This is a genomic window from bacterium, from assembly GCA_041648665.1.
Lineage (GTDB): Bacteria > UBA10199 > UBA10199 > 2-02-FULL-44-16 > JAAZCA01 > JAFGMW01.
Map to the genome: position 1 here is coordinate 27,336 of JBAZOP010000013.1, position 21,235 is coordinate 48,570.

Genomic DNA, 21,235 nt, shown 5'->3' on the forward strand with positions numbered 1-21,235 from the left:
TACAGGCTGCTGCGTTTCTGTGCAGTGCTGCAGCGATCCTGTGCACCATTGAAAGACAGGCACCCGTTGTTTGGTTGGTAGGCATGCAAAATTATCGAGCATGAAATAGAAACTTTATCTCCATAATTTTCGCCAACTTATCTTCCCCAATCAAAAAACTTCGCAACTAATTTGCCCCCCCCCCCGATAATAACTAAGAAGGCGGGGCTCAATGATCGGGGAGATCATATGGGCGACACAACTGCAGTAACCAGCACCACACCGAATGCAATCGTAACAACCAGCGCAGGCCATCCGTTCCTGTTCAACGAACCTCTTGGAAATATGGGCTTAGACTTCAATCTCCAAGTACCTATCCTTGACAGTCGATTTTCTACGAGAATCAGCGTTGGCACAATGGACAATCTATCTGGTCCGCAGGGAACATCGCTCTTCCATACCAGACTTGGTGTCTCTCTAGGGGATTATATTCCTGACAATATAGAAAAATTTTCATGGATGCCCAATCTGGGTGTTGGAATATATCTTGAATATATAAATGTATATACAAATACACCCGACGACAATTGCTTAGGATGGGGCATTGAAGGTTCTTTTTTCTGGTCTCTTACCAATCATATGGCTGTAGGAATAACCGTTTCTGGCGGTCAATACTGGTCCTTAACAACGCCGAAATACATGGATATGTATATTGAACCGGCATTGTCCATGCGTGTTGAGCTGTAATCCTTAGCACAACGAAAAATATCAGGGACGTTTCTCGCACGAGAGACGTCCTTTTTTTACTCCATGAGGAGCAAACCTGGCTATCGGCTTTGGGTGGCGGCGGATCGGGGGACCCCCATTTGACGCCAGCAGCCGCGCAAAGTCATCCGCAGAAACTCGGTGATTGATCGCGGCGATGCCGCAAATGGGGGTGATCCGGCGACAGGACCCGAAGCCGATAGCCTCGCGACTATCTTATACCCCCATCGACGGCACCCAGTAGGGAGCATCGCCGCGGCGAGAGTCCATCATAGTCAGAACCTCGAAGGCAGCCAGTCCAGTCTCGATGCAGCGCTTCTCAGCCAGATCCTTCTTCTCAGTATCGATGAACTCGTTCTTGTGCCGGTTGGCGTAGATCGCGCATACAGCGCCGGCGCGGAAGCCCCGAAGTTGCGCGAGCGTGAAGAGGCAGGATGTCTCCATCTCCATGTTCGCCACGTTCATGGCGTCCAGCTTGGCCGGGAGCTCGGGATCGCGTGGCGGAAAACCCGGGACCTTGCGTGCCTGCGCGCCGTAGAATCCGGGCGCTGTGGCGGTGAGGCCGAGATGATGCGGAAAACGATTCCTGCGCGCAGCCTCGAGCAGGGCCAGCATCACCTCGTAATGCGCGACCGCAGGATATCCCTCGACCACGAACTGGGTGGATGTGTTCTCGAGCCTGACTGCACCTGAGGAGATCACGAGGTCCGCGAGCTCGATGCCTTTCCTCAGCGCACCGGAAGATCCGATCCGGATCATGGTGGGGTTCTCCACAATCTGCGAGAGTTCCACGACCGCGATCTCGGTGTTGTCAGGCCCCATGCCGGTGGCCATGACCGTCATCGGCATCTTGCGATAAATGCCGGTGATGGTGACGTACTCGCGCGAGAGGATCGGCTCCCGCTTCTCCTCGAAATAGCCGGCCACGCGATGCGCGCGCGCAGGATCGCCGCACAGGAGTATGTTCGGCGCAACGTCCCCGGGCGCACAGCCGATGTGATACTGCCGGCCCTCCTTTGTGGAGACGATCTCAGCGGACTTGAATGTCTTGCCGAACATATTCCCCCCGATCACTGATCACGGTTTTTTCACTCCCCTGAACGTCAACCTGTGTATCGCCGTGGGACCGTATTTTGCAAGCTCGGACATATGCAGCTCCGTGCCATAGCCCTTGTGCACCGAGAACTTGAACTGCGGGTATCTGCGCTCCAGATCGCACATCATCCGGTCGCGCGTGACTTTGGCGATGATCGAGGCGGCTGCGATCACGCGGGAGAGGGCGTCGCCCTTCTTGATCGCGGTCTGCGGGATCGTGTGCTCGATGGGCCAGGGCCCGTCGATGAGCAGGTGTTCGGGAATCACGGAGAGCCCGTCCACCGCGATGCGCATGGCCTTGAGCGCCGCCCTCAGGATATTGATCCGGTCGATCTCGTCGTGCTTTACGCAGCCGACAGCGGTCGAGGTGGCGGCCTTCGCGATAATATCGAAGAGGCGTTCGCGCTCTTTCTCCGTGAGTTTTTTGGAATCGTCGAGGCCGGAGATGACAAGGCCCCTTGGGAGGATCACCGCCGCCGCGACCACCGGGCCCGCGAGACACCCGCGGCCCGCTTCGTCCACGCCGGCCAAATGAACGACGCCGCTCTCATAGAGCGGCGTCTCGAATCTTCCGGTATCTATCGGCTGCGGATCAATCAGCAGCTGCTGCCTCATCCGCCGCGGCTTCGTCACCCGCCACCTCCGCCTCGTCGTCAGCGACCTTTATGCTGTCAAAGCGACGCCCCTCGATGCGAGCCGCCTTGCCGGAGAGCTCGCGCAGATAGTAAAGGCGCGAACGGCGCACCTTGCCTGCGCTCGCGACCTCGATGCGATCGATGAGCGGCGAGTGCATCGGAAAGACGCGCTCCACGCCCACACCGTAGGAGACCTTGCGGACCGTGAACGACGCGTTAACAGTGCCGCGACGGCGGCGGAGGCAGACGCCCTCGAAGAGCTGGATGCGCTCCTTGTCGCCTTCCTTGATCTTGCAATAGACGCGCACCGTGTCCCCCGGCCTGAATGCGGGGATATCCTTCTTCATCTGCTCTGAATTGATTTTCGACAATATATCCATGGCTACCGCCTTATGCAGGGGACCCTGTCCCCGCGAAATCGCGTAACATCGCGAAAAGTCGAACGCTTCTACAAGGATAGGTCCTGTTTGTCAACTGTTCGATGTATCCTTCAGAAGTTCCCTGTCTTCGTCTGAAAGCTCAATCTTCTCAAACAGATCGGGCCTTCGGGCCCTGGTCCGCAAAAGCGCCTGGGCCCTGCGCCAGCGCCTGATCTGTGCATGATTACCTGAAAGGAGCACCTTCGGGACCGCCTCACCCGAGAATTCCTCGGGCCTCGTGTACTGCGGATATTCGAGCAGACCGGCCTCGAACGATTCATCCCGGGCCGAGTCCTCGTTGCCCAACACCCCGGGCACAAGCCTCACCACGGCGTCGATGAGCGCCATGGCGGCTATCTCGCCGCCGGAAAGGATGTAGTCGCCGATCGATATTTCCCTCTCCGCGACAAGTTTCCTCGCGCGCTCGTCTATCCCCTCGTAGCGGCCACAAGTGAGCACGATCTGGTCGAACCCGGCGAGCTCATTCGCCAGCTCCTGCGTGAAAGGTTCGCCCTGCGGCGTGAGCAGGACCTTGAGGCATCGCCCTTTCCTGGGAACCGCCTCCACCGCATCCACGAGAGGTGCGGCCATCATGACCATGCCTGCGCCGCCTCCGTACGGCGTGTCGTCCACAGTGCGGTGTCGGTCCTTCGTGTGATCGCGGATGTCGTGCAGATGGAATTCGACGAGCTCCTTCTCCCTCGCGCGCTTGATTATAGTCTCGCCGAGGACCGAGGAGAACATGTCCGGAAATATTGTGACGATGTCGAATCTCATAGCTGTCATTCTTCAACCATCCCCTTGAGCGGCCTCACGACCATCCTCTTTTTCTTTACGTCGATGTTCAGCACGATGCTGTCGATCGCAGGGATGAGTATCTCAGAGCCGCTCTTTGCGCCGTCCGGCAAGACCTCGTAGACGTCGTGCCCGCCCGCGGTGAAGATCTTGACGACCGTGCCAAGCCTTCGGCCGTCCTCCGTGACGACCTCCATCCCGAATATCTGGTGACAGTAGTATTCGCCGCTATCCAGTTCGGGGAGCTTCCCCTCGTCTATGAAGATATCACGGTTGGTGAGGCTCGCTGCAGCCGTCCTGTCGAGGACGCCCTCGATCCTGAGGAAATGAGAACGGCCTTGCCTGCGCAAGGCCGCTATCTTGTAAGTCTTGTGCGATCCGTTCTCCGGATCGTCTATCAGTATCTCGCCGCCTTCCGCGACCGGAGGCTCGCCGCTGATCCAGTGGACTGCGCACTCGCCCTTGAGGCCTACCGGACGGCCGATGCGGCCGCAGAGGATGAGTTTGGCCACGCAGGACTACTCCAGGATCTCAAGCACGGAACGCTTGCGAATCTTGGTCGAGGCGGCTGAGAGGATGGTGCGCAATGCGCGGGCGGTGCGACCCTGTTTGCCGATCACCTTGCCCAGGTCTTCCTTTGCCACGCGAAGCTCGACCACCGTAGTCTGCTCGCCTTCGACCTCGTTCACCTCGACCTGATCCGGTTTGTCGACCAGCGCCTTTGCCATCACCAGGACCAGCTCCCGAATCGGTTCCTCGGCCATAGGGCTTCCTCCTCAACTTTACTGCAGGCTCTGCAACAGATGCGACACTGTCTCCGTGGGCTGTGCGCCCTTGCCCAGCCAGTATTCGATGCGCTCCTTCTTGCCGACAACCCTCTTTTCCTTGTTCTTGGGATCGTAGGTACCTACGACCTCGAGGAACGAACAGTCACGAGGGTTTCTCTCGTCGGTCACCACGATGTGGTAGAAAGGCTCATGCCTCTTGCCTCTCCTCGCTAGCCTGATCTTGACTGACATGTATCCTCCGAAATATAAAAAACACAAATTATTTGGAACGAAAAATGAAATTGACGGGGCGCTTTATCAGGAAAACGCCCGGGAAGTCAAGCCTTTAAGCAGCCCTCTGCCAAGTCCCCCCTTGGTGAACTTCTTCATCATCTTCTCCATGGCCTCGAATTCCTTCAGGAATCTGTTTACCTCCGGGACCCCTATCCCTGCGCCGCGCGCGATCCGGCTGCGTCTGGAGCCGTTCAAGAGCCGGGGGTTGGCGCGCTCCCCCTTCGTCATGGAGAGGACGATCGCCTCCTTGCGCCTCATGAGGCGCTCCATCTCGGCGCTGTCCATGTTCGCCGCGACCTCACCCATGCCCGGCACCATGCCCAGGAATTTATCGAGCGGGCCCATCCTTTTCAGCATCTTCATCTGTGCGAGGAAGTCGTCGAAGGTGAAGCCGCGGCCGGCGATGGCCTTGCCGATCTTTTCAGCCTCGCCCTCTGAGACCTCGCTCGCGACCCTCTCGACGAGGGAGACCACGTCGCCCATGCCGAGTATGCGGCCTGCCATGCGCTCCGGATAAAACGGCTCCATCTCCTCGATCTGCTCGCCCATGCCTGCGAACAATATCGGCTTGCCGGTCACGTGCCTTATCGAGAGGGCCGCCCCTCCGCGCGCGTCCCCGTCGAGCTTCGTGAGGATCACACCCGTGATCGGCAGCGCCTCGTCAAATGCCTTTGCCGAGCGCACGGCGTCCTGGCCGGTCATCGCGTCGGCGACGTACAGTATCCTCTGGGGCTCGGCCTCCTCGGCGATTGCGCGCATCTCGCGCATCATCTCATCGTCGATGTGAAGCCTCCCCGCGGTGTCGATGATGACGGTGTCGTATCCGATTTTCTCCGCCTGTTTGAGCGCGGACTTCACGACCTTGGTCGCCCTCTGGCCGCGCTCGGTCTCCCAGCAGTCCACCTTGGCCTGCCCGGCGAGCGCCGCGAGTTGCTCGATCGCCGCGGGCCTGTGCACGTCCGCGGGCACAAGGAAGGGCCTGCGGCCCTGGCGACGGCACCAGAGCGCGAAGCGCGCCGCAGCCGTCGTCTTGCCGCTGCCCTGCAGCCCCACCATGAGCGCGATGAGCGGCGGCCGGCATGCGAAGTCGAACGGGACGGACTTGCCTCCCAGCACACGGATGAGCTCGTCGTGCACGATCTTTACGAACTGCTGCGCCGGCGTGATGGAATCGAGGACCTTACTGCCCACGGCCTGCGCCGCCACCGCGTCCACGAACTCCTTGACCACCCCGAAGTGCACGTCCGCGGCGAGCAGCGCGAGCCTTATCTCGCGCGCGGCCTGGCTCACGTCCGCATCGGTGAATTTTCCGCGGCCCGAGAGTTTCTTGAAAGTGGATGAGAATGAGTTCCTGAGCGCGCCTAGCACTTGTCCGCCTCTCCGAGTTCTTTTTCGATCTCGGCCGCGATCACGGCCGCGAGCCTCTGCGTCTTCCCCTCGTCCTCGGCCTCGACCATCACGCGCGCTATCTTTTCCGTGCCGGAATAGCGCACGAGCAGCCTGCCGCTGTCGCCGAGCGCCGACCGCGCGTCATCTATCGCGCGTGCCACGGAGGGCATCTCCTCCAGCGACCTCTTCTCCCGCACCTTTATGTTCATCACGGTCTGCGGAAAGGGGGTGAAGATCGCGGCGACCTCGGAGAGGGGTTTCTGCCGCTGGAGCATCACAGACAGCACCCTGAGCGCGGCGAGCGTCCCGTCGCCGGATGTGGTGTGGTGCAGAAATATGATATGGCCGCTGGTCTCGCCGCCCAAGTTGAGCCGCTCCCGGCGCATCGTCTCCATAACGTAGCGGTCCCCCACGTCAGTGCGCAGGAGTTTGATACCCTTCCTGCGAAGCGCCACCTCGAGCCCCATGTTGCTCATCTTGGTGCCGACCACCGTGTCCTGAGCGAGGCTGCCCTTGGACTGGAGGTGAAAGGCGCATATCGCCAGTATCGCGTCGCCGTCCACGATGCGGCCCTTCTCGTCGCACATGATCACGCGGTCGGCGTCGCCGTCCAGGGCCACGCCCACGTCAGCGCCCGCATCGCGCACGATCTTCGCCATGCGCTCCGGGAAGAGCGCGCCGCAGTCCACGTTGATGTTGAGGCCGTTGGGCGAGTCGCCTGTGGCGATCACCTCCGCGCCGAGCTCGGAGAGGACCGCGGGCGCCACCTTGTATCCCGCACCGTTGGCGCAATCCAGAACGATCCTCATGCCGTCGAGCAGGAGATTTTCGGGGAACGTGCCCTTGAGGTACTGGATATATCTTCCGCCGGCATCGTCTATCCGGTATGCCTTGCCCATCTCGCACGGTCCCGCCATCATGCCGTCGAGTTCGCCGCCGAAGACCAGATCCTCCATCCTGCATTCGATGGAGTCGGGCAGCTTGAAACCCTCGTTGTCGAAGAATTTGATACCGTTGTACTCGACCGGGTTGTGCGAGGCGGAGACCATGACGCCCGCCTGCGCACGCATGCTGTGCGCTATGAACGCTATTCCCGGAGTGGGCAAGGGGCCCACGAGCATGGCGTCCATGCCCATGGAGCAGATGCCGGACATGAGCGCGGATTCGAGCACGTAGCCTGAGAGCCTGGTGTCCTTGCCGATGACGATCCTGCCCAGGCCGGGTGCGTCGCGGAAGACCACGGCCACCGCCTGGCCCAGCTTATAGGCGATCGGGCCCTCCATGGGATAGCGGTTGGCTATCCCTCGAACCCCGTCCGTGCCGAAGAGTTTTCTGGAATTCTCAGCCATAGTCCCCGCGCGGCCTCAGATCGATTGCAGCCTCTCCACCACCTTCTGTATCACCCAGCTCGGCGTGGAGGCGCCGGCTGTGACGCCTATCACGCTCTTGCCGGCGAAGTCGACCGGCTCGAGCTCGGAGTCGTTCTCGATGAAAAAGGTCGGGGTGCCCATGCTGCGGGAGATCTCGGCCAATCGGTTGGTGTTGGAGCTGTTCCTCCCCCCCACCACGACCATCGCGTCCACCTGGCCGGCGAGCTCGCGGACCTCCTGCTGGCGCTGGTCAGTGGAGCGGCAGATGGTGTCGAAGACGACGCAGTCGCTGTGGCGGGCGCGTATAAGTTTCACGAGCTTCTCGAATTTCTCGCGCTGCTGAGTGCTCTGCGAGACCACGCACACCTTTCCCAAGTCGGCCGGCAGGGCCTCGACCTCGTCCACGGAGTTGATGCACGCGCCGCGCTTCTCGGCAAATCCGAGCAGCGCCTTGACCTCTGGATGCTCGCGATGCCCTATTATAATGATATAGTAGCCTAGTCTCAGATGGCGTCGCACCGTGCCCTGGATGATGCCCACGTCGGGGCAGGTGGCGTCGCATATCTGAGCGCCGCTCTGCTCGAGCCTCTTGCGCTCGGCCGGGGGCACTCCGTGCGTGCGGATGGCCACCGTGCCTTCTATCTCGTCGGGGATGTCGTCGATCACGCCTATGCCCTGCTGGCTCAGCATCTCCACCGCCTGCGGGTTGTGGATGAGGGGACCGTACGTGAAGACAGGCCCGCGCTCCGGGTTCTTCGCGACCTCGAGCACCTTGTTGAAGGCGCGCTGGACGCCCCAGCAGAACCCCGCGGACTTCGCGACTATTATCCTCTTCTCATGAGACATCTTCGCCCTCGGCGATCGGCTTGTCCATTGCCCTGGCCACGTTGTCGAGTATGCCGTTGACGAACGCGCCGCTCTCGGAGCTTCCGAACTTCTTCGCGATCTCCACCGCCTCGTTTATCGTCACTTTGGCAGGTATGTCCGGGCAGCTCTGGAGCTCGAAGACGGCGATCCTCAGTATGTTCTTGTCCACGGCGGCCATGCGCGAGACCTTCCAGTTGGTCGAGTGCTGCGCGATCATATCGTCGAGGCCCTGCTGATCCTGCACCACGCCCATGACCAAAAGCTCGGTGAAACCGCGCATCTCCTCCTGGGTCCCGTGCTCCTCGAAGAAAGATGCCAAGGCATCACGCGGCGGCTGGCCGGTGATCTCTATCTGGTAAAGAACCTTGAGCGCGCTCTCGCGCGACTGACGCCTGGTGCCCATGAATGATTACTTTATTCCCTTGATCGCGTTTGCCATCTCGATCGCGGAGAGCGTCGCGGCGGCGCCCTTGTTGCCGTCCTTGGTGCCCGCCCTCTCGATCGCCTGTTCGAGCGTGTCGGCGGTGATCACCCCGAAGGAGACCGGCACGCCGGTCTCAAGCATCACCGATGAAATGCCGCGGGCCATCTGTCCGGCCACATGCTCGAAGTGAGGGGTGGAGCCGCGGATCACGGCGCCCAGACATATGATCGCGTCGTATTTCCCGGTCTCCGCCATGACCTTCGCTGCGAGCGGAAGCTCGAACGCGCCCGGCACCTTCATCACCACCGTGCCGGCGGCGTCTCCGCCGCTTCGGCCGATGACGTCGAGCGCCCCCTCGAGCAGGCGATTGGTGATGAAGTCGTTGAAGCGGCCCGCAGCTATGGCGAGTTTGAGCCCCTTGGCCGTCAGCTGTCCTTCGATTATCTTTGGCATATGCACCTCTCTCTTTCGTGATCCGTTCACGCCTTCTCCAGCAGATGTCCCAGCTTCTCCCTCTTTGTCTTAAGATAGAACCGATTGTGCCTGCCCGGCTCGACCTCGATCGGCACGCGACCCGAGACGATGAGCCCGTAACCGGAGAGGCCGACGATCTTGCGTGGATTGTTCGTGATCAGCCTGAGTTTGTGAATCCCAAGATCGACGAGTATCTGGGCGCCGATCCCGTAGTCGCGGAGGTCGGCCCTGAATCCCAGCTTCTCGTTCGCCTCAACCGTGTCCATGCCCTCGTCCTGCAGTGCGTACGCGGCAATCTTGTTGTGGAGACCTATGCCCCTCCCCTCCTGCCTGATATAGAGCAGCGCGCCCCTTCCCTCGGCCTTTATCATGTCGAGTGAACGGTTGAGTTGCATCCCGCAGTCGCACCTGCACGAACCGAAGACGTCGCCGGTGAGGCACTCGGAATGGACCCTGACCAACACCGGGTCGCCTCCGGAGAGGTCACCCTTGACCAGCGCTATGTGCGTCTTATCGTCGATCTTCGTCCGGTACGTGATGATGCGGAAGTCCTCTCCCTGGGGGAGCGGGAGCCTCGCCTCCGAGGCCCTCTCCACGAGTAGCTCGGTGCGCATGCGGTGGCGGACGATGTCGGCCACGGATACGATCGGGATGCCGTATCTCGCGCCGAATTCCACGAGGTCGGGCATGCGCGCCATGGTCCCGTCCTCTTTCATGATCTCGCAGATCACCGCGGCAGGGGTTAGTCCCGCCATGGCAGCCAGGTCCACCGAACCCTCGGTCTGGCCGGTGCGGACCAGCACCCCGCCGCGGCGCGCGCGCAGGGGGAAGACGTGCCCGGGCCTGGCGAAATCCGAGGCCCTGGCGGCGGCATCGCAGGCAAGTTTGATCGTGCGGGAGCGGTCGGCGGCGGATATGCCGGTGGAGGTCCCATCCTTCGCGTCTATCGAGATGGTGAAGCCGGTCTTGAACGCCGAGGTGTTGTCGCTGACCATGAGCGGCAGATCAAGCTCGTTCGCGCGCTCCTCGGTCATGGCCAGGCAGATGAGCCCGCAGCCGTGTCTGGCCATGAATGCGATGGCCTCAGGGGTCGCGTGCTGGGCCGCTATAGTGAGGTCCCCCTCGTTCTCGCGGTCCTCGTCGTCCACGAGGATGAGCATGCGGCCCGAGCGCATGATCTCGAGCGCCCGCTCGACCGGTATGGTGGAACGCTCCTGCCCTGACTGTATGTCTATGACTTCCATTGGAGACTCGTGAGTTGTCAGAACCCGTGTTTCTTCAAGAATTCCTCGGTTATTTTAGAGCCCTTCTCGTATTGTTCGCTGTCCAAAAACGTAAGTTTTTCAACATATTTGCCTATAATGTCAACTTCCAAGTTCACGCCGTCTCCGCGCCTTATAGCCTCAAATGTGGTCTTGAGCTTTGTGTGCGGGATGACCATCACCGAGAAACGGTTTCCCGCAACACTGTTCACGGTGAGCGATACGCCGTCCACCGCGACTGAACCCTTTTCGACCACATATCTCGAAAGGTTGCCAGGAATCTCGATGAAGAATTCACGACAACCAGAATGATCTTTGATATCAACAACTTTGCCCACTCCGTCCACATGGCCCTGCACGATGTGGCCGTCGAGCCTCTCCCCCAGGACGCGGGCACGTTCTAGGTTTACGGCGTCGCCGGGCGCAAGCGAACCGAGCGTGGAGCTGGCTGCGGTCTCGGGCGAGATCTCCGCCCAGAAGTTGCGGCCGAGCCTGGAGGTGATAGTGAGGCAGCAGCCGTTCACAGAGACCGAGTCGCCTACGTTGGCCCTCTCAAGATCGAAATCGCACTGGATCTCGACCTCCATGAGATCGTTCTTTGTCTTTGTGGAGCGGACCGCGCCCACTCCCTCTATTATGCCTGTGAACATCTCCGCCTCACCATGCCGTCGATCAGGACGTCGTCGCCCAACGCCCTGATGCTCACATCGCAAAGCCCTATCGCCTCGTCCATGCCCTTTATCGAGAGCCCTGACATGAGATCCTTGCCGCCGCCGCCCAGGAATTTGGGCGCCACGAAGATCGCCATCCTGTCGACGAGCCCCCTCGCCACCATGTCCGAGATGAGGCCGGCGCCGCCCTCCACGAGCACGGAGTTGATACCCATCCCCCCCAGGGCGGCCAGCGCCTCGCGCATATCCACCCTGCCGTCCTTGGAGGCAGTCTCTACGATCACGTGGCCCATCTCCGCGAGCTCGCGCGCCCTGACCCTCGACGCCTTCTCGGTGGTGAGCACGATCAGATTGCCCGGGACACGAGCGAGCAGCTTGAGTCCGTCACGGATCTTGAGCGAGCTGTCGGCGACCACGGCCCTGGTCTCGCGCTCTTTTTTTCCGGGTATGCGGACCGTGAGGCGCGGATCATCAACCAGCGCCGTGTCGATCCCTATCATCACTGCGTCGCAAGAGGCCCTCATCCTGTGCACAAGGCGACGCGACTCCGAATTCGATATCCACGAGCTCGATATCCCGTCGGCCGCGGCGATCTTTCCGTCCAGCGTCACCGCGGCCTTCGCAGTGACAAAGGGGAGGCCTGACTCCATGAGTTTGTTGTATGCGGCGTTGATCGCGCGGCACTCCTCCGAGAGCACCCCTGCCTTCACGGCGATCTTGCGCTCCTTGAGCTGTGCGATCCCCTTGCCGCGCACCGCGGGGTTGGGATCGATCGCGCCTGCGACGACGCGTCTCACACCGGCGCGGGCTATGGCCGCAGTGCACGGAGGCGTGCGGCCTTGATTGCAGCACGGCTCCAGCGTCACGTAGAGGTCCGCGCCGCGCGCCTTCGATCCCGCGGCCTTGAGCGCGTTGATCTCCGCGTGCGGCGCGCCGGCCCTGCGGTGAAAGCCCTCGCCCACGATGCGGCCGCCCCTCACGACGACCGCGCCGACCATGGGGTTTGGCGAGGTGCGGCCGGCGCCCTTGAGCGCCAGCTCGATCGCCCTCTCCATGAATGTCTCGTCTCTGTTCATCGATCAGCCCTACTGCCTGTCCCTGCCGAGCAGGTCCGAGAGCTCGCTCATGAACTCGTTGATGTCCTTGAACGAGCGATAGACCGAGGCGAACCGCACGTACGCCACCTCATCCAGATCGTGCAGCTCCTGCATCACCCTCGCCCCTATCTCCTGGCTCTTGACCTCCGGTTCGCCCAGCTCGAGCGCCCATCGCTCGATGCGGTCCACCAGGGAATCAATCGTTTCGGTGGAGACGGGCCTCTTCTCGCACGCCTTCTTGATGCCCGATGCGATCTTGGCGCGATCGAAGGCCTCCCGCCGGCCGTCCTTCTTCGCCACCGCGGGCAGGGGCTCCTCGACGCGCTCGTAAGTAGTAAAGCGCTTTCCGCAGTCTTCACACTCGCGGCGGCGGCGTATGATCAGGCCGTCCTTCGAGAGGCGCGAGTCGATGACCTTGCTGTCCTGCCTTGGGCAAAAGGGGCACTTCATATTGTCGTCAATCCCTGTAGATCGGGAATCCCTCGCAGAGCTGCCTCACATCGGATTTGACCTTGGCCTTCAGTTTTTCGTCGGCGATGTTGCGCAATACGCCGGCTATCCAGTTGCCGATCGTCTTCATCTCGCCCTCCTTCATGCCGCGGGTGGTGAGGGCGGGCGTGCCTATGCGTATTCCGCTGGTGATGAACGGGGAGCGCGTCTCGCGCGGGATGGTGTTCTTGTTGACCGTGATTCCGGCCTCGCCTAAGGCCAGCTCAGCGTCCTTCCCCGTGATGCCGGCGTCGGTGAGATCGACGCTGAAGAGATGGGTGTCCGTGCCGCCCGAGACGATCCTGAATCCGTGCTCGACCAGGGTGGCGGCGAGCGCCCTGGAGTTCGCCACTATCTGTTTGCAGTAGACCTTGTACGAGGGCTCCAGCGCCTCCTTGAACGCGACCGCCTTTGCGGCGATGACGTGCATGAGGGGGCCTCCCTGCGTGCCGGGGAATATCGCCTTGTCGACCTGCTTTGCGAGGGGCTCCCTGCACATGATGATCCCGCCGCGCGGACCGCGCAGCGTCTTGTGCGTAGTGGAGGTGACGTACTCGCAGTGCGGGATCGGGCTGGTGTGCAGACCCGCCGCGACGAGCCCAGCCGGGTGTGCGATGTCGGCCATCACGGCGGCGCCCACCTGATCGGCGGCCGCGCGGAACTTGGAGAAATCGATGTCGCGGGAATAAGCCGATGCGCCGCAGACGATGAGCTTCGGCCTGTGCTCCTTGGCCAGCCTCATTATCTCGTCATAGTCCAAAAGCTCCGTCTCGGGGTCGACGCCGTAGGAGACCACCTTGAAATACGTGCCTGAAATCGAGACCGGCGAGCCGTGCGTCAGATGCCCGCCGTGCGAGAGGTTCTGGCCCATTATCGTGTCACCCGGCTTGAGCGCCGCGAAATAGACGCCCATGTTCGCCTGGCTGCCGGAATGCGGCTGCACGTTCGCATGCTCGCACCCGAAGAGCTGTTTGAGCCTCGATCGCGCCAGCTCCTCCGCCTGGTCCACGTACTCGCACCCGCCGTAATAGCGCTTGCCGGGATATCCCTCCGCGTACTTGTTGGTGAGCACGCTCCCCTGTGCCGCCAAGACGCGCCTCGAGACGAAATTCTCAGAGGCGATGAGCTCCAGCTTGTACTCCTGACGCTCCAGTTCGCTCTGTATCGCCCGAGCGATCTCGGGGTCGAATCCCTTGAGATCCTCTGAAATCATCCGAACCTCCCCTCAGATCTTTTCGTCGAGCTTCGCGACCCTTGCCTCGTGCCTCCCCCCGTCGAACGGGGTCTTGAGGAAGATGTCGAGAAGGCGCATCTGCGCATCGTGATCCGGTTTCCGCGCCGCCAGACAGGCCACGTTGGCGTTGTTGTGCCTGCGGCTCATCTCCGCGTCGAACTCGTCGTGGAGCACCGCCGCGCGCACAAAGAGATGGCGGTTTGCGGCCATGCACATGCCTATGCCGGAGCCGCAGACGAGGACGCCGCGCTCGGCCTTCTTGTCGGCCACGGCCGCAGCGACCGGCCCGGCATAATCAGGATAATCACACCTGTCGGGGGAATTGGTCCCGAGATCGAAGATCTCGTGGCCCTGTTTGGCGAGCCGCTCCTTGAGTTTCTCCTTGAGCGTGAACCCAGCGTGATCACAGCCTATGGCGATTTTCATAATAAGGGGTCCCGGTCACTGCATTCTCGCGGAGAGGAAAGCGACCACGTCTGCCACACAGCGCAGCGCCTCCGCCTCCTCGTCGGTTATCTCGAGGTCGAATTCCTCCTCGACTGCCATGACGAGCTCGATCATGTCCAGGGTGTCCGCTCCGAGATCGCCGGTGAAAGACGCATCCGGCGCAACCTCGTCGGCAGCCAGCCCCAGCTGCTCGGCAACTATCTCGCCTACCCTGCTCTCGATGCTCTCCATCGGGCGAGGCTCCAATCCTTAGTCAGCCTGTTTTACTATCTCGCGACCCTTGTAGAATCCGCAGTGGATGCAGACGCGATGCGGAAGCTTGGGCTGCTTGCACTGCGGGCAGATCGATAAACTCACGCTCGGAAGCTTTGAGTTCGCCGAACGCCTCTTGTTCTTACGCGCCCTGCCCTGTCTATTTTTTGGAACTGCCACGGCATGCTCCTTTCTCGTTACTCGCCTGTTTCTTTGCCTTAGCTTTCTTTCCCTTCACCTGAAAACTCTTCAGGGCACCGAAGCTGCTCTTGTGTTCCTGCGGCGGGCAGCCGCACGGCCCCTCGTTGAGATTCTTGCCGCAGCGCTGGCAGAGGCCCTTGCAGCCCTCTTTGCACAGGTGCTTCATAGGCCTGGCCAGCGTGATTTGCTCGCGGACGACCTCTCCCAGATCGATGCTGTCGCCCTCGTAAAAGCTGAACTCCATGTCCTCGGCCACGAGTTCGATCTCGAGATTCTCCTCGAGCCTCTGCTGCCTCTTGCTCTCGTACAGAGGCGCCAGCACCTCGTGGATGTGCAAACTCTCTGATTCCTCGAACGGGGCGAGGCAGCGATCGCAGGCCGGGTGGGAGATGAGCTCCACATCGCCGTCCACGCCCACGTTGCCTTCCACCCTCGTCATGTGCAGCGAAAGCTTAGCCCTGCAATCCGTCTCTCCCAGGGAGTTCCTAAGCACAGCGCCGAGCCAGACATCCTTCTCAGTGGCTTCAACGTCCATGCCCTCTTCAGGTATGTCCTCTACAAATATCTCCATCGAGGCATGCCCCCTAGCAGAGCTCCGCACGCGCGCCTGTCTCCGCTGCAGGCAGCCCCTTTTCGCCCGTGCCGGCGAGGATGATTTTCTTTATCCTGTTGTCACCGTCCACAAAGACCTTGCGCGCAGCAAAATCGTTAAGCTCCGCCTCGTCGTACGAGGCAAAGCTGCCGACGATCACCCTGTCGCCCCTCTTCACGATGTGGGCCGCAGCGCCGTTTATCGCGACCTTGCCCGACCCGCGCTCGCCCGGGATGACATAGGTCGCAAGCCTGGCGCCATTTGTAATGTCCCAGACCAGGACCTCCTCATATTCGATGAGATCCGCGGCCTCCATCAGATCCAGGTCGATGGTGATTGAGCCCTCGTAATTCACGTCGGAGTCGGTGACCGAGACCCCGTGGATCTTGGATTTGAGCATCCGCCTTTGCATGGCCGGGGACCCTATAACGCAAGCTTAGTACCTGTCAAGCAAAGGATTAGCCTTAAGTACTTAAAGTCGTTCATGAATTCGATTCCATAACCCGTTGATTTCCCAATGCTCCGCAAACCCTGCGCCCTTGCCTTTTGAGGAAAGGGGTGTTAGGTGGGCCTCATATGATACTGGATTCCCTTGGAAAAGAGCTGCTCGGCAACATCGTGGTCTTCGGGTTCGGGTCGCAGGGAAAGGCACAGGCCAGGAACTTGAGGGACACCGGCTGCAATGTGCAGGTCTTTCTCAGATCCGCAAGCCCCCGCCTCTCTTCGCTCCGCGCCACAGGCATCGACCTCATATCAGACGCGTCCATTGCTGCCGCAAGGGCGAATTGCGCCGTGCTCCTCCTGCCGGACTCGGAACAGGAAGCATTCTACAGGGACTACCTCGCGGAAAATCTCCCAAGAGGCGCGCTGCTCGTCTTTGCGCACGGCTTCGCAATCCACTACCGAAGGATCACACCCAGGCCCGATCTGGACTGCGCGCTGGCTGCCCCCCTGGCGCACGGGGACGCGCTGCGGGCCGACTTCAAGGAGCGCGGCGGAGTGCCATGCGTGGTGGCGGTGGCGCAGGACGCGACAGGCCGAGCGAAAGAGAAGGCCCATGCCTATGCACGCGCGATCTGCGGCAGGGGTCCGTTCATCGGCTCGACCTTTGCCGAAGAGGTGGAAACGGACCTCTTCGCGGAACAGGCGGTGCTTTGCGGAGGGATGCCGGAGCTTGTCCGCGCGGCGTTCGATACGCTGGCGGACGCGGGCTACAATAAAGAGATCGCGTACACGAGCTGCCTTCGGGAGCTGCGCGCGATCGTGGACCTGATGTGGAAAGACGCCATAGCCGGCATGCTCTCCAAGGTCAGCGACACGGCGCGCTACGGCGCGATAACGCGCGGTCCCCGCATCATCAGCAAATCCGTGAGAGACGAACTCAGGCGGGTGCTCGAAGAGATAAGGTCCGGCAAGTTCGCGACCGAGCTCGCCCGCGAAAAGGAGAACGGCTTCGCACGGCTGCACGATCTGATGGCCGCGGCGAGGGAGCACCCGATCGAGAGGATACACGAGGGCTTCGGCCCTGACCCGAGCCCCGGAGACAACCTCAAGGGGGAGCGATGAAGAGAAATCCCGCGGTCGCAGGGCAGTTCTATCCGGGAACAAAGGGCTCGCTCGCACAGGAGGTGGCCGGATTTTTGGAGGCCGGCGTGAACCCCAGAAAAGCGCTCGGCGCAATCGCCCCGCACGCGGGATACATGTACTCCGGCGCAGTCGCGGGCAAGGTCTTCGCGAGCATCGTAGTGCCGAAAAGATGCGTGGTGCTCTGCCCCAATCACACGGGCATGGGAACGCGGGCCGCGGTCTGGCCGCGCGGCAGCTGGTCCATACCCACGGGCGAGATACCGGTGGATGAGAAGCTCGCAGCCGGCATGCTCAAGGCCTGCGACGACCTCCAGGACGACATGACCGCGCACATCGGCGAGCACTCGCTGGAGGTGGAGCTGCCGTTCCTGCTCGCCCGGCAGCCCGACCTCGCCATCGTCCCGATATGCATCTCGAGGGCAAACCACGAAACATTGAGGCGCATCGGGGAAGCCATCGCCAAGGTCATCAAGGCGGATGGCGGCGACATCCTCCTGGTCGCAAGCTCTGACATGAACCACTACGAAGACGAGAAGCGCACGAGGGAAAAGGACGATCTGGCCATCGAACGGGTGCTCGCGCTCGACCCCGAGGGTCTGGTCGACGTCTGCGCATCAAAGCGCATCTCCATGTGCGGAGTGCTGCCGACCGCCGTGCTGATCACGGCATGCAAGGCGCTGGGGGCAAGGAAAGCCACGCTCGTGGCGCACGCCACCTCTGGCGACGTCTCCGGCGATCGCGATGCAGTGGTGGGATATGCGGGATTCGTTATAGAGTGACCTAGAAGACCTCTTCCCAGCTCGACTCGCCAAGACCGCCCTCTCCGGGCTCTCCGCCGGAATAACCCTCGCCTGGCGCCTGATTCTCATCATATGTGAGATCGATCACCGCATTATTCCTGATCGTGATATCGCCCACTGCGACCATCCCCCCGACGGCGGTGAAGCCGGCGTTGTTCTCGATCCTTATGTAGGACTGCGACTGTATCCATCCGGTGATATTGGCCGTTATGTTGTTCGATATCACTATCCTGCTCTGCGCGAAGATCGCCGGATTCCCTGACGCCGCGGTTATCGTGACGTTCGAGTTATTGCCGAAGACGATCCTCCCGCGCGTTATGATCGTCCCGTTGAGCGTGAATACAGAGTTGTTCGACGAGGTCACATTCCCTGTAACGTAGTATACGCCGCTGTAGGCGCCGTTCGTGAAATTGAAATTGCCCGTCACCACGTGGTCGGCGTTCGCCTGCCAGTAAGCCCAGTCGGGCGTAGGCACGGAAGAGTTGGGGTCATTCTCTTCGGGCAGATCGTGGAAGACGACCCCCTCGTTTTCGTCGACATCGCCGCCGGCCGCTACGGGGCCGTAGACGTCTCCGGTCGCATTGTTGTCCACCGTGATGTCGGTTTCCGTGTACATGGCGCTGGAATACGCCTTCGGTTTGCCGCTGCCCCTGGTGAACGCCTGCTGTATGGAGCGCGTGACGCCTCCGACCGCGCCGTCCACGCGCACCGTAGCGGTGTTGTTGGTCTTCGCCACATACGTTACTGTGAAAGAACCGGGATTGAAACTCTTCGTGTAGCCCGCGTTGTCGCTCCAGTTGTTGTCATTCTCCAGTTGCTCCGCCTCATAGGCGAGGCCCGCCTCGGCCACGCTGAAGGCCTGCTGCGTCTTGATCTCGTCCACGACCATGTACGCGGAGCTGGATATCAGCGACACCGCAGCCATGCCCAGCAGCGCGAAGACGACGAGCACCACCACGACCGCGAGTATGGCGAAGCCGCTGTCCGACCTCTTCCTCATGGCAGATTCCTTATCCTCTCCGAGGACTCGATCCTTATGGTCTGATTCCCGGAGGCTATCGCGAGTTTGACCTTGATCACCCTGATCTGGCCCTGGACCGCGGTCGCGTTGCCGTCCTTGTCCAGATAGGTGAAGGTGAGCCCCTGTACGTTTCTTGCCAGCACGTCCGCGCCGCGCATCAGGTCTGTGCCCGAGAGCAGGAAATCCACGGTGTTGTTGTCTATATCCACGAACCTAAGCTGCGTCGCGGTGAAGATCTGGATCTGCCCCGGGGCCTTTATCCTGCGGATCTCCTTCTGTATCCTGGAGACCGCAGCCGCGTTCTCCGCAAACCCCGCGCGCCGGTACTGCGTGAACATCCAGTTGTCCACCGGGCCGAAAAGAACCCAGCCCATGAGCGCCACGGCCGACGTCGCAGCGATCACCATTATGAATTCCACCAGCGTGAAGCCTCTCGTGCGCATGATCATATGTCCGTCTTGAGATCGCTCAGCACCACGTTCCCGGTCCAGCCTACGCCCGAGACCGTGACCGCGATCCGTTTATACGAAGTCGGCCCAGCTACGGGGGTGTTGAGATCGGCTGGGTTCACATAATCCACGGCCACCTGAAAGTCGTAGCGCGCGAAATCGCCGCCGAAATTCGTCGGCGCGACATCGACCACGTCCGCGAAGTTCTTCGCCTTGACCTCGGAGATCTTCTCCCTGGCGAGGAAAACCGCCTCAGTGGCCAAGTCCAGGTTCATGTTCTGCGTGGTGGTGTTCGAGAGCACCACCGTGAGGCCGGAGAACGCAGCGCCGATGATCACGATTATGATCACCACCTCGATCAGCGAAAAACCGCGATTGCCTCCTCCACGCTTCATTGGAGCTCCACCATCCCCGTGTTCTTGACGATCCTTATAGTCCTCGCCGATCCTCCCTGCGAGATCGTGACCGTGCCGTCGCTCCCCAGCGGAGAACCGTTCTTGTCGTCGTACGGCGTGCCTATCGGGTTGAACTCCACCTTATTGCCGGCCGCTATCCCGACAGCGGTGATCAGCGTGCCTCCGAACCGGGCCGCGACGTCCACATCGAGCACAGCCGAGGGCTCCGCCGGATCGAGGAGGTCTATATCGCTCACCCCATTCGTAAAATAGACGTTATATCGGTTCGTGGGGTTGGCCTGGAAGCGCACGCCGTACCACCCATTGCGGGCCCTTGCCTGATGCTGGGCGTATCTTATGTCCGAAAGGATCTTGGCCGACGCCGCGTTCAGTCGGAAGGAAGCGAGGGCAGACTGGATCCCTATTGAGACGGCAAACGCCAGGATGCCTACGACCACCAAGAGTGCGATCAGCTCCACGAGCGTAAAGCCGGATGCGCCGCGGCCAAGGTATTTGATAAACCTATAATGATTCATAATACTTAGCCGATGAAACAGCCCCCCATGAGGAATTGATGCATTATATTATATATCTTTTTTCTTAACAATATAATCAAGCAGCTTGGGGCTTTATCCCTCACATTAATTTCCCCTTTATATCTTGACGGTTAGCGAGCCTTCCAATAGGGAAAACCCCCATGAAACCCAGAGTGAGATTTGCTCCTTCGCCCACCGGCGCCCTCCACATAGGGGGGGCGCGCACCGCCCTGTTCAACTGGCTATTCGCACGCCACACCGGAGGCACATTCGTGCTGAGGATCGAAGACACGGACGTTGAGCGTTCGACCAAGGAGTTCGAGCAGTCGATACTGGACGGCATTCGCTGGCTTGGGATGGACTGGGATGAAGAGCTGACCTACCAGTCTCAGCGCATGGATCTGTACAAGGAACACGTGCAGAAGCTGCTGGACGAAGGTAAGGCGTATCCGTGCACCTGCACGCCTGAGGAGCTGGAGGCGAAGCGCGAGAAGGCGATGGCCGAAGGCCGCAAACCCAAGTACGACGGGACCTGCCGGAAAGGACCGGCGCACCCCGGGAGGCCGGCCGCGATCAGATTCAAGACGCCGGAGACAGGCGCAACCTCTTTTCACGACATCTGCAGAGGCACGATCTCCTTCGAGAACAGCGAACTGGATGACCTCATCATCCAGCGCAGCGACGCCACCCCGACGTACAACTTCACGGTGGTGGTGGACGACGTGACCATGGGCATGACTCACATAATCCGCGGGGACGACCACATCAACAACACCCCGCGCCAGGTGCTGCTCTACCAGGCGTTTGACTACCCCATCCCCGAATTCGCGCACCTCCCCATGATCTACGGCCCGGACAAAAAGAAGCTCTCCAAGCGGCACGGAGCCACCTCGGTCATCGAGTACGAGTCCATGGGATATCTGCCGGAC

General features: G+C 60.9%; 29 protein-coding genes and 1 pseudogene. 4 read left to right on the forward strand and 26 right to left on the reverse strand.

Annotated elements, in window-relative coordinates; all coding sequences use genetic code 11:
- The first annotated feature begins 228 nt into the window (after positions 1 to 228).
- Positions 229 to 726, forward strand: a complete 498-nt coding sequence (locus WC683_06540; protein MFA4972253.1) for a hypothetical protein — start codon at positions 229 to 231, stop codon at positions 724 to 726.
- 234 nt (positions 727 to 960) lie between these two features.
- On the opposite strand, the gene WC683_06545 is transcribed toward WC683_06540, so the two are convergent.
- The 22 genes and pseudogenes from WC683_06545 to panD form a co-directional block, all read right to left on the reverse strand.
- Positions 961 to 1,803, reverse strand: a complete 843-nt coding sequence (locus tag WC683_06545; GenBank protein MFA4972254.1) for a nucleoside phosphorylase — start codon at positions 1,801 to 1,803, stop codon at positions 961 to 963.
- Between the two features lie 18 nt (positions 1,804 to 1,821).
- Complete coding sequence (locus tag WC683_06550) at positions 1,822 to 2,472, reverse strand: ribonuclease HII (protein ID MFA4972255.1); 651 nt, start codon at positions 2,470 to 2,472, stop codon at positions 1,822 to 1,824.
- A 40-nt stretch (positions 2,473 to 2,512) separates the two neighbouring features.
- Positions 2,513 to 2,854, reverse strand: a pseudogene (gene rplS, locus WC683_06555) (50S ribosomal protein L19).
- 90 nt (positions 2,855 to 2,944) lie between these two features.
- On the reverse strand, positions 2,945 to 3,670 hold the full coding sequence (trmD, locus tag WC683_06560) for a tRNA (guanosine(37)-N1)-methyltransferase TrmD (GenBank protein MFA4972256.1): 726 nt from the start codon (positions 3,668 to 3,670) through the stop codon (positions 2,945 to 2,947).
- A gap of 5 nt (positions 3,671 to 3,675) precedes the next feature.
- Complete coding sequence (gene rimM, locus WC683_06565; GenBank protein ID MFA4972257.1) at positions 3,676 to 4,200, reverse strand: ribosome maturation factor RimM; 525 nt, start codon at positions 4,198 to 4,200, stop codon at positions 3,676 to 3,678.
- Between the two features lie 6 nt (positions 4,201 to 4,206).
- Positions 4,207 to 4,452, reverse strand: coding sequence for a KH domain-containing protein (locus WC683_06570; GenBank protein MFA4972258.1), 246 nt, complete (start codon positions 4,450 to 4,452; stop codon positions 4,207 to 4,209).
- 18 nt (positions 4,453 to 4,470) lie between these two features.
- On the reverse strand, positions 4,471 to 4,707 hold the full coding sequence (gene rpsP / locus WC683_06575) for a 30S ribosomal protein S16 (GenBank protein ID MFA4972259.1): 237 nt from the start codon (positions 4,705 to 4,707) through the stop codon (positions 4,471 to 4,473).
- Positions 4,708 to 4,773: 66 nt separating this feature from the next.
- Complete coding sequence (gene ffh, locus WC683_06580) at positions 4,774 to 6,117, reverse strand: signal recognition particle protein (GenBank protein ID MFA4972260.1); 1,344 nt, start codon at positions 6,115 to 6,117, stop codon at positions 4,774 to 4,776.
- Positions 6,111 to 7,487: a phosphoglucosamine mutase gene (gene glmM, locus WC683_06585; protein ID MFA4972261.1), complete on the reverse strand. Its 1,377-nt coding sequence runs from the start codon at positions 7,485 to 7,487 to the stop codon at positions 6,111 to 6,113. The genes ffh and glmM overlap by 7 nt, the downstream gene beginning before the upstream one ends.
- 15 nt (positions 7,488 to 7,502) lie before the next feature.
- A complete protein-coding gene (ispH, locus tag WC683_06590; GenBank protein ID MFA4972262.1) occupies positions 7,503 to 8,354 on the reverse strand; it encodes a 4-hydroxy-3-methylbut-2-enyl diphosphate reductase in 852 nt (283 codons plus the stop codon).
- Positions 8,344 to 8,778 carry a transcription antitermination factor NusB gene (gene nusB / locus WC683_06595; GenBank protein MFA4972263.1) on the reverse strand — a complete coding sequence of 145 codons (435 nt, stop codon included), beginning with the start codon at positions 8,776 to 8,778 and terminating at the stop codon, positions 8,344 to 8,346. The genes ispH and nusB overlap by 11 nt, the downstream gene beginning before the upstream one ends.
- 6 nt (positions 8,779 to 8,784) lie before the next feature.
- Positions 8,785 to 9,252: a 6,7-dimethyl-8-ribityllumazine synthase gene (ribE, locus tag WC683_06600; protein ID MFA4972264.1), complete on the reverse strand. Its 468-nt coding sequence runs from the start codon at positions 9,250 to 9,252 to the stop codon at positions 8,785 to 8,787.
- Positions 9,253 to 9,278: 26 nt separating this feature from the next.
- Positions 9,279 to 10,517 carry a bifunctional 3,4-dihydroxy-2-butanone-4-phosphate synthase/GTP cyclohydrolase II gene (locus WC683_06605; protein ID MFA4972265.1) on the reverse strand — a complete coding sequence of 413 codons (1,239 nt, stop codon included), beginning with the start codon at positions 10,515 to 10,517 and terminating at the stop codon, positions 9,279 to 9,281.
- Between the two features lie 17 nt (positions 10,518 to 10,534).
- Positions 10,535 to 11,185, reverse strand: coding sequence for a riboflavin synthase (locus WC683_06610; protein ID MFA4972266.1), 651 nt, complete (start codon positions 11,183 to 11,185; stop codon positions 10,535 to 10,537).
- Positions 11,170 to 12,282: a bifunctional diaminohydroxyphosphoribosylaminopyrimidine deaminase/5-amino-6-(5-phosphoribosylamino)uracil reductase RibD gene (gene ribD / locus WC683_06615; protein ID MFA4972267.1), complete on the reverse strand. Its 1,113-nt coding sequence runs from the start codon at positions 12,280 to 12,282 to the stop codon at positions 11,170 to 11,172. The genes WC683_06610 and ribD overlap by 16 nt, the downstream gene beginning before the upstream one ends.
- A 9-nt stretch (positions 12,283 to 12,291) precedes the next feature.
- Positions 12,292 to 12,753, reverse strand: a complete 462-nt coding sequence (gene nrdR, locus WC683_06620) for a transcriptional regulator NrdR (GenBank protein ID MFA4972268.1) — start codon at positions 12,751 to 12,753, stop codon at positions 12,292 to 12,294.
- A gap of 7 nt (positions 12,754 to 12,760) precedes the next feature.
- Complete coding sequence (gene glyA, locus WC683_06625; GenBank protein MFA4972269.1) at positions 12,761 to 14,005, reverse strand: serine hydroxymethyltransferase; 1,245 nt, start codon at positions 14,003 to 14,005, stop codon at positions 12,761 to 12,763.
- Positions 14,006 to 14,017: 12 nt separating this feature from the next.
- Positions 14,018 to 14,452 carry a ribose 5-phosphate isomerase B gene (rpiB, locus tag WC683_06630; protein ID MFA4972270.1) on the reverse strand — a complete coding sequence of 145 codons (435 nt, stop codon included), beginning with the start codon at positions 14,450 to 14,452 and terminating at the stop codon, positions 14,018 to 14,020.
- A 15-nt stretch (positions 14,453 to 14,467) separates the two neighbouring features.
- The gene (gene acpP / locus WC683_06635) at positions 14,468 to 14,704 is read right to left on the reverse strand and encodes an acyl carrier protein (protein MFA4972271.1); all 237 of its coding nucleotides are present in this window, start codon (positions 14,702 to 14,704) and stop codon (positions 14,468 to 14,470) included.
- A gap of 18 nt (positions 14,705 to 14,722) precedes the next feature.
- Entirely contained in the window at positions 14,723 to 14,905 is a 183-nt protein-coding gene (gene rpmF / locus WC683_06640; GenBank protein MFA4972272.1) for a 50S ribosomal protein L32, read from the reverse strand.
- A complete protein-coding gene (locus WC683_06645) occupies positions 14,886 to 15,497 on the reverse strand; it encodes a DUF177 domain-containing protein (protein MFA4972273.1) in 612 nt (203 codons plus the stop codon). Before WC683_06645 ends, rpmF begins: the two co-directional genes overlap by 20 nt.
- A gap of 13 nt (positions 15,498 to 15,510) precedes the next feature.
- On the reverse strand, positions 15,511 to 15,930 hold the full coding sequence (gene panD / locus WC683_06650; protein MFA4972274.1) for an aspartate 1-decarboxylase: 420 nt from the start codon (positions 15,928 to 15,930) through the stop codon (positions 15,511 to 15,513).
- A 164-nt stretch (positions 15,931 to 16,094) separates the two neighbouring features.
- Here panD and ilvC point away from each other — a divergent pair, with 164 nt between their 5' ends.
- Both ilvC and amrB read left to right on the forward strand, forming a co-directional pair.
- The gene (gene ilvC, locus WC683_06655) at positions 16,095 to 17,084 is read left to right on the forward strand and encodes a ketol-acid reductoisomerase (GenBank protein MFA4972275.1); all 990 of its coding nucleotides are present in this window, start codon (positions 16,095 to 16,097) and stop codon (positions 17,082 to 17,084) included.
- Positions 17,081 to 17,884 carry an AmmeMemoRadiSam system protein B gene (amrB, locus tag WC683_06660; protein MFA4972276.1) on the forward strand — a complete coding sequence of 268 codons (804 nt, stop codon included), beginning with the start codon at positions 17,081 to 17,083 and terminating at the stop codon, positions 17,882 to 17,884. Before ilvC ends, amrB begins: the two co-directional genes overlap by 4 nt.
- 1 nt (position 17,885) lies before the next feature.
- Here the strand turns inward: amrB and WC683_06665 are convergent, their stop codons facing one another.
- From WC683_06665 to WC683_06680, 4 genes are read right to left on the reverse strand one after another with little or no spacing between them, the layout of a single operon-like run.
- The gene (locus WC683_06665) at positions 17,886 to 18,905 is read right to left on the reverse strand and encodes a hypothetical protein (protein ID MFA4972277.1); all 1,020 of its coding nucleotides are present in this window, start codon (positions 18,903 to 18,905) and stop codon (positions 17,886 to 17,888) included.
- Positions 18,902 to 19,375, reverse strand: a complete 474-nt coding sequence (locus WC683_06670) for a prepilin-type N-terminal cleavage/methylation domain-containing protein (GenBank protein ID MFA4972278.1) — start codon at positions 19,373 to 19,375, stop codon at positions 18,902 to 18,904. Before WC683_06670 ends, WC683_06665 begins: the two co-directional genes overlap by 4 nt.
- Positions 19,372 to 19,770 (reverse strand): prepilin-type N-terminal cleavage/methylation domain-containing protein, encoded by a 399-nt coding sequence (locus tag WC683_06675; protein ID MFA4972279.1) that lies wholly within the window; start codon positions 19,768 to 19,770, stop codon positions 19,372 to 19,374. Before WC683_06675 ends, WC683_06670 begins: the two co-directional genes overlap by 4 nt.
- A complete protein-coding gene (locus tag WC683_06680; GenBank protein ID MFA4972280.1) occupies positions 19,767 to 20,306 on the reverse strand; it encodes a GspH/FimT family pseudopilin in 540 nt (179 codons plus the stop codon). Before WC683_06680 ends, WC683_06675 begins: the two co-directional genes overlap by 4 nt.
- Positions 20,307 to 20,467: 161 nt before the next feature.
- Between WC683_06680 and gltX the strand changes: the two genes are divergently transcribed.
- A partial coding sequence (gene gltX / locus WC683_06685) for a glutamate--tRNA ligase (GenBank protein MFA4972281.1) occupies positions 20,468 to 21,235 on the forward strand: 768 nt, incomplete at its 3' end.

What these genes read in the sequence shown, in the direction of transcription:
- WC683_06680 (MFA4972280.1), bottom strand. Translation starts at nt 20,306, where the DNA reads ATGAATCATTATAGGTTTATCAAATACCTTGGCCGCGGCGCATCCGGC.
- WC683_06610 (MFA4972266.1), bottom strand. Translation starts at nt 11,185, where the DNA reads ATGTTCACAGGCATAATAGAGGGAGTGGGCGCGGTCCGCTCCACAAAG.
- WC683_06670 (MFA4972278.1), bottom strand. Translation starts at nt 19,375, where the DNA reads ATGATCATGCGCACGAGAGGCTTCACGCTGGTGGAATTCATAATGGTG.
- acpP (MFA4972271.1), bottom strand. Translation starts at nt 14,704, where the DNA reads ATGGAGAGCATCGAGAGCAGGGTAGGCGAGATAGTTGCCGAGCAGCTG.
- rpiB (MFA4972270.1), bottom strand. Translation starts at nt 14,452, where the DNA reads ATGAAAATCGCCATAGGCTGTGATCACGCTGGGTTCACGCTCAAGGAG.
- glmM (MFA4972261.1), bottom strand. Translation starts at nt 7,487, where the DNA reads ATGGCTGAGAATTCCAGAAAACTCTTCGGCACGGACGGGGTTCGAGGG.
- WC683_06645 (MFA4972273.1), bottom strand. Translation starts at nt 15,497, where the DNA reads ATGGAGATATTTGTAGAGGACATACCTGAAGAGGGCATGGACGTTGAA.
- WC683_06545 (MFA4972254.1), bottom strand. Translation starts at nt 1,803, where the DNA reads ATGTTCGGCAAGACATTCAAGTCCGCTGAGATCGTCTCCACAAAGGAG.
- WC683_06675 (MFA4972279.1), bottom strand. Translation starts at nt 19,770, where the DNA reads ATGAAGCGTGGAGGAGGCAATCGCGGTTTTTCGCTGATCGAGGTGGTG.
- ilvC (MFA4972275.1), top strand. Translation starts at nt 16,095, where the DNA reads ATGATACTGGATTCCCTTGGAAAAGAGCTGCTCGGCAACATCGTGGTC.
- nusB (MFA4972263.1), bottom strand. Translation starts at nt 8,778, where the DNA reads ATGGGCACCAGGCGTCAGTCGCGCGAGAGCGCGCTCAAGGTTCTTTAC.
- nrdR (MFA4972268.1), bottom strand. Translation starts at nt 12,753, where the DNA reads ATGAAGTGCCCCTTTTGCCCAAGGCAGGACAGCAAGGTCATCGACTCG.
- ribE (MFA4972264.1), bottom strand. Translation starts at nt 9,252, where the DNA reads ATGCCAAAGATAATCGAAGGACAGCTGACGGCCAAGGGGCTCAAACTC.
- trmD (MFA4972256.1), bottom strand. Translation starts at nt 3,670, where the DNA reads ATGAGATTCGACATCGTCACAATATTTCCGGACATGTTCTCCTCGGTC.
- ribD (MFA4972267.1), bottom strand. Translation starts at nt 12,282, where the DNA reads ATGAACAGAGACGAGACATTCATGGAGAGGGCGATCGAGCTGGCGCTC.
- WC683_06605 (MFA4972265.1), bottom strand. Translation starts at nt 10,517, where the DNA reads ATGGAAGTCATAGACATACAGTCAGGGCAGGAGCGTTCCACCATACCG.
- glyA (MFA4972269.1), bottom strand. Translation starts at nt 14,005, where the DNA reads ATGATTTCAGAGGATCTCAAGGGATTCGACCCCGAGATCGCTCGGGCG.
- ispH (MFA4972262.1), bottom strand. Translation starts at nt 8,354, where the DNA reads ATGTCTCATGAGAAGAGGATAATAGTCGCGAAGTCCGCGGGGTTCTGC.
- WC683_06665 (MFA4972277.1), bottom strand. Translation starts at nt 18,905, where the DNA reads ATGAGGAAGAGGTCGGACAGCGGCTTCGCCATACTCGCGGTCGTGGTG.
- rpsP (MFA4972259.1), bottom strand. Translation starts at nt 4,707, where the DNA reads ATGTCAGTCAAGATCAGGCTAGCGAGGAGAGGCAAGAGGCATGAGCCT.
- WC683_06570 (MFA4972258.1), bottom strand. Translation starts at nt 4,452, where the DNA reads ATGGCCGAGGAACCGATTCGGGAGCTGGTCCTGGTGATGGCAAAGGCG.
- panD (MFA4972274.1), bottom strand. Translation starts at nt 15,930, where the DNA reads ATGCAAAGGCGGATGCTCAAATCCAAGATCCACGGGGTCTCGGTCACC.
- WC683_06540 (MFA4972253.1), top strand. Translation starts at nt 229, where the DNA reads ATGGGCGACACAACTGCAGTAACCAGCACCACACCGAATGCAATCGTA.
- amrB (MFA4972276.1), top strand. Translation starts at nt 17,081, where the DNA reads ATGAAGAGAAATCCCGCGGTCGCAGGGCAGTTCTATCCGGGAACAAAG.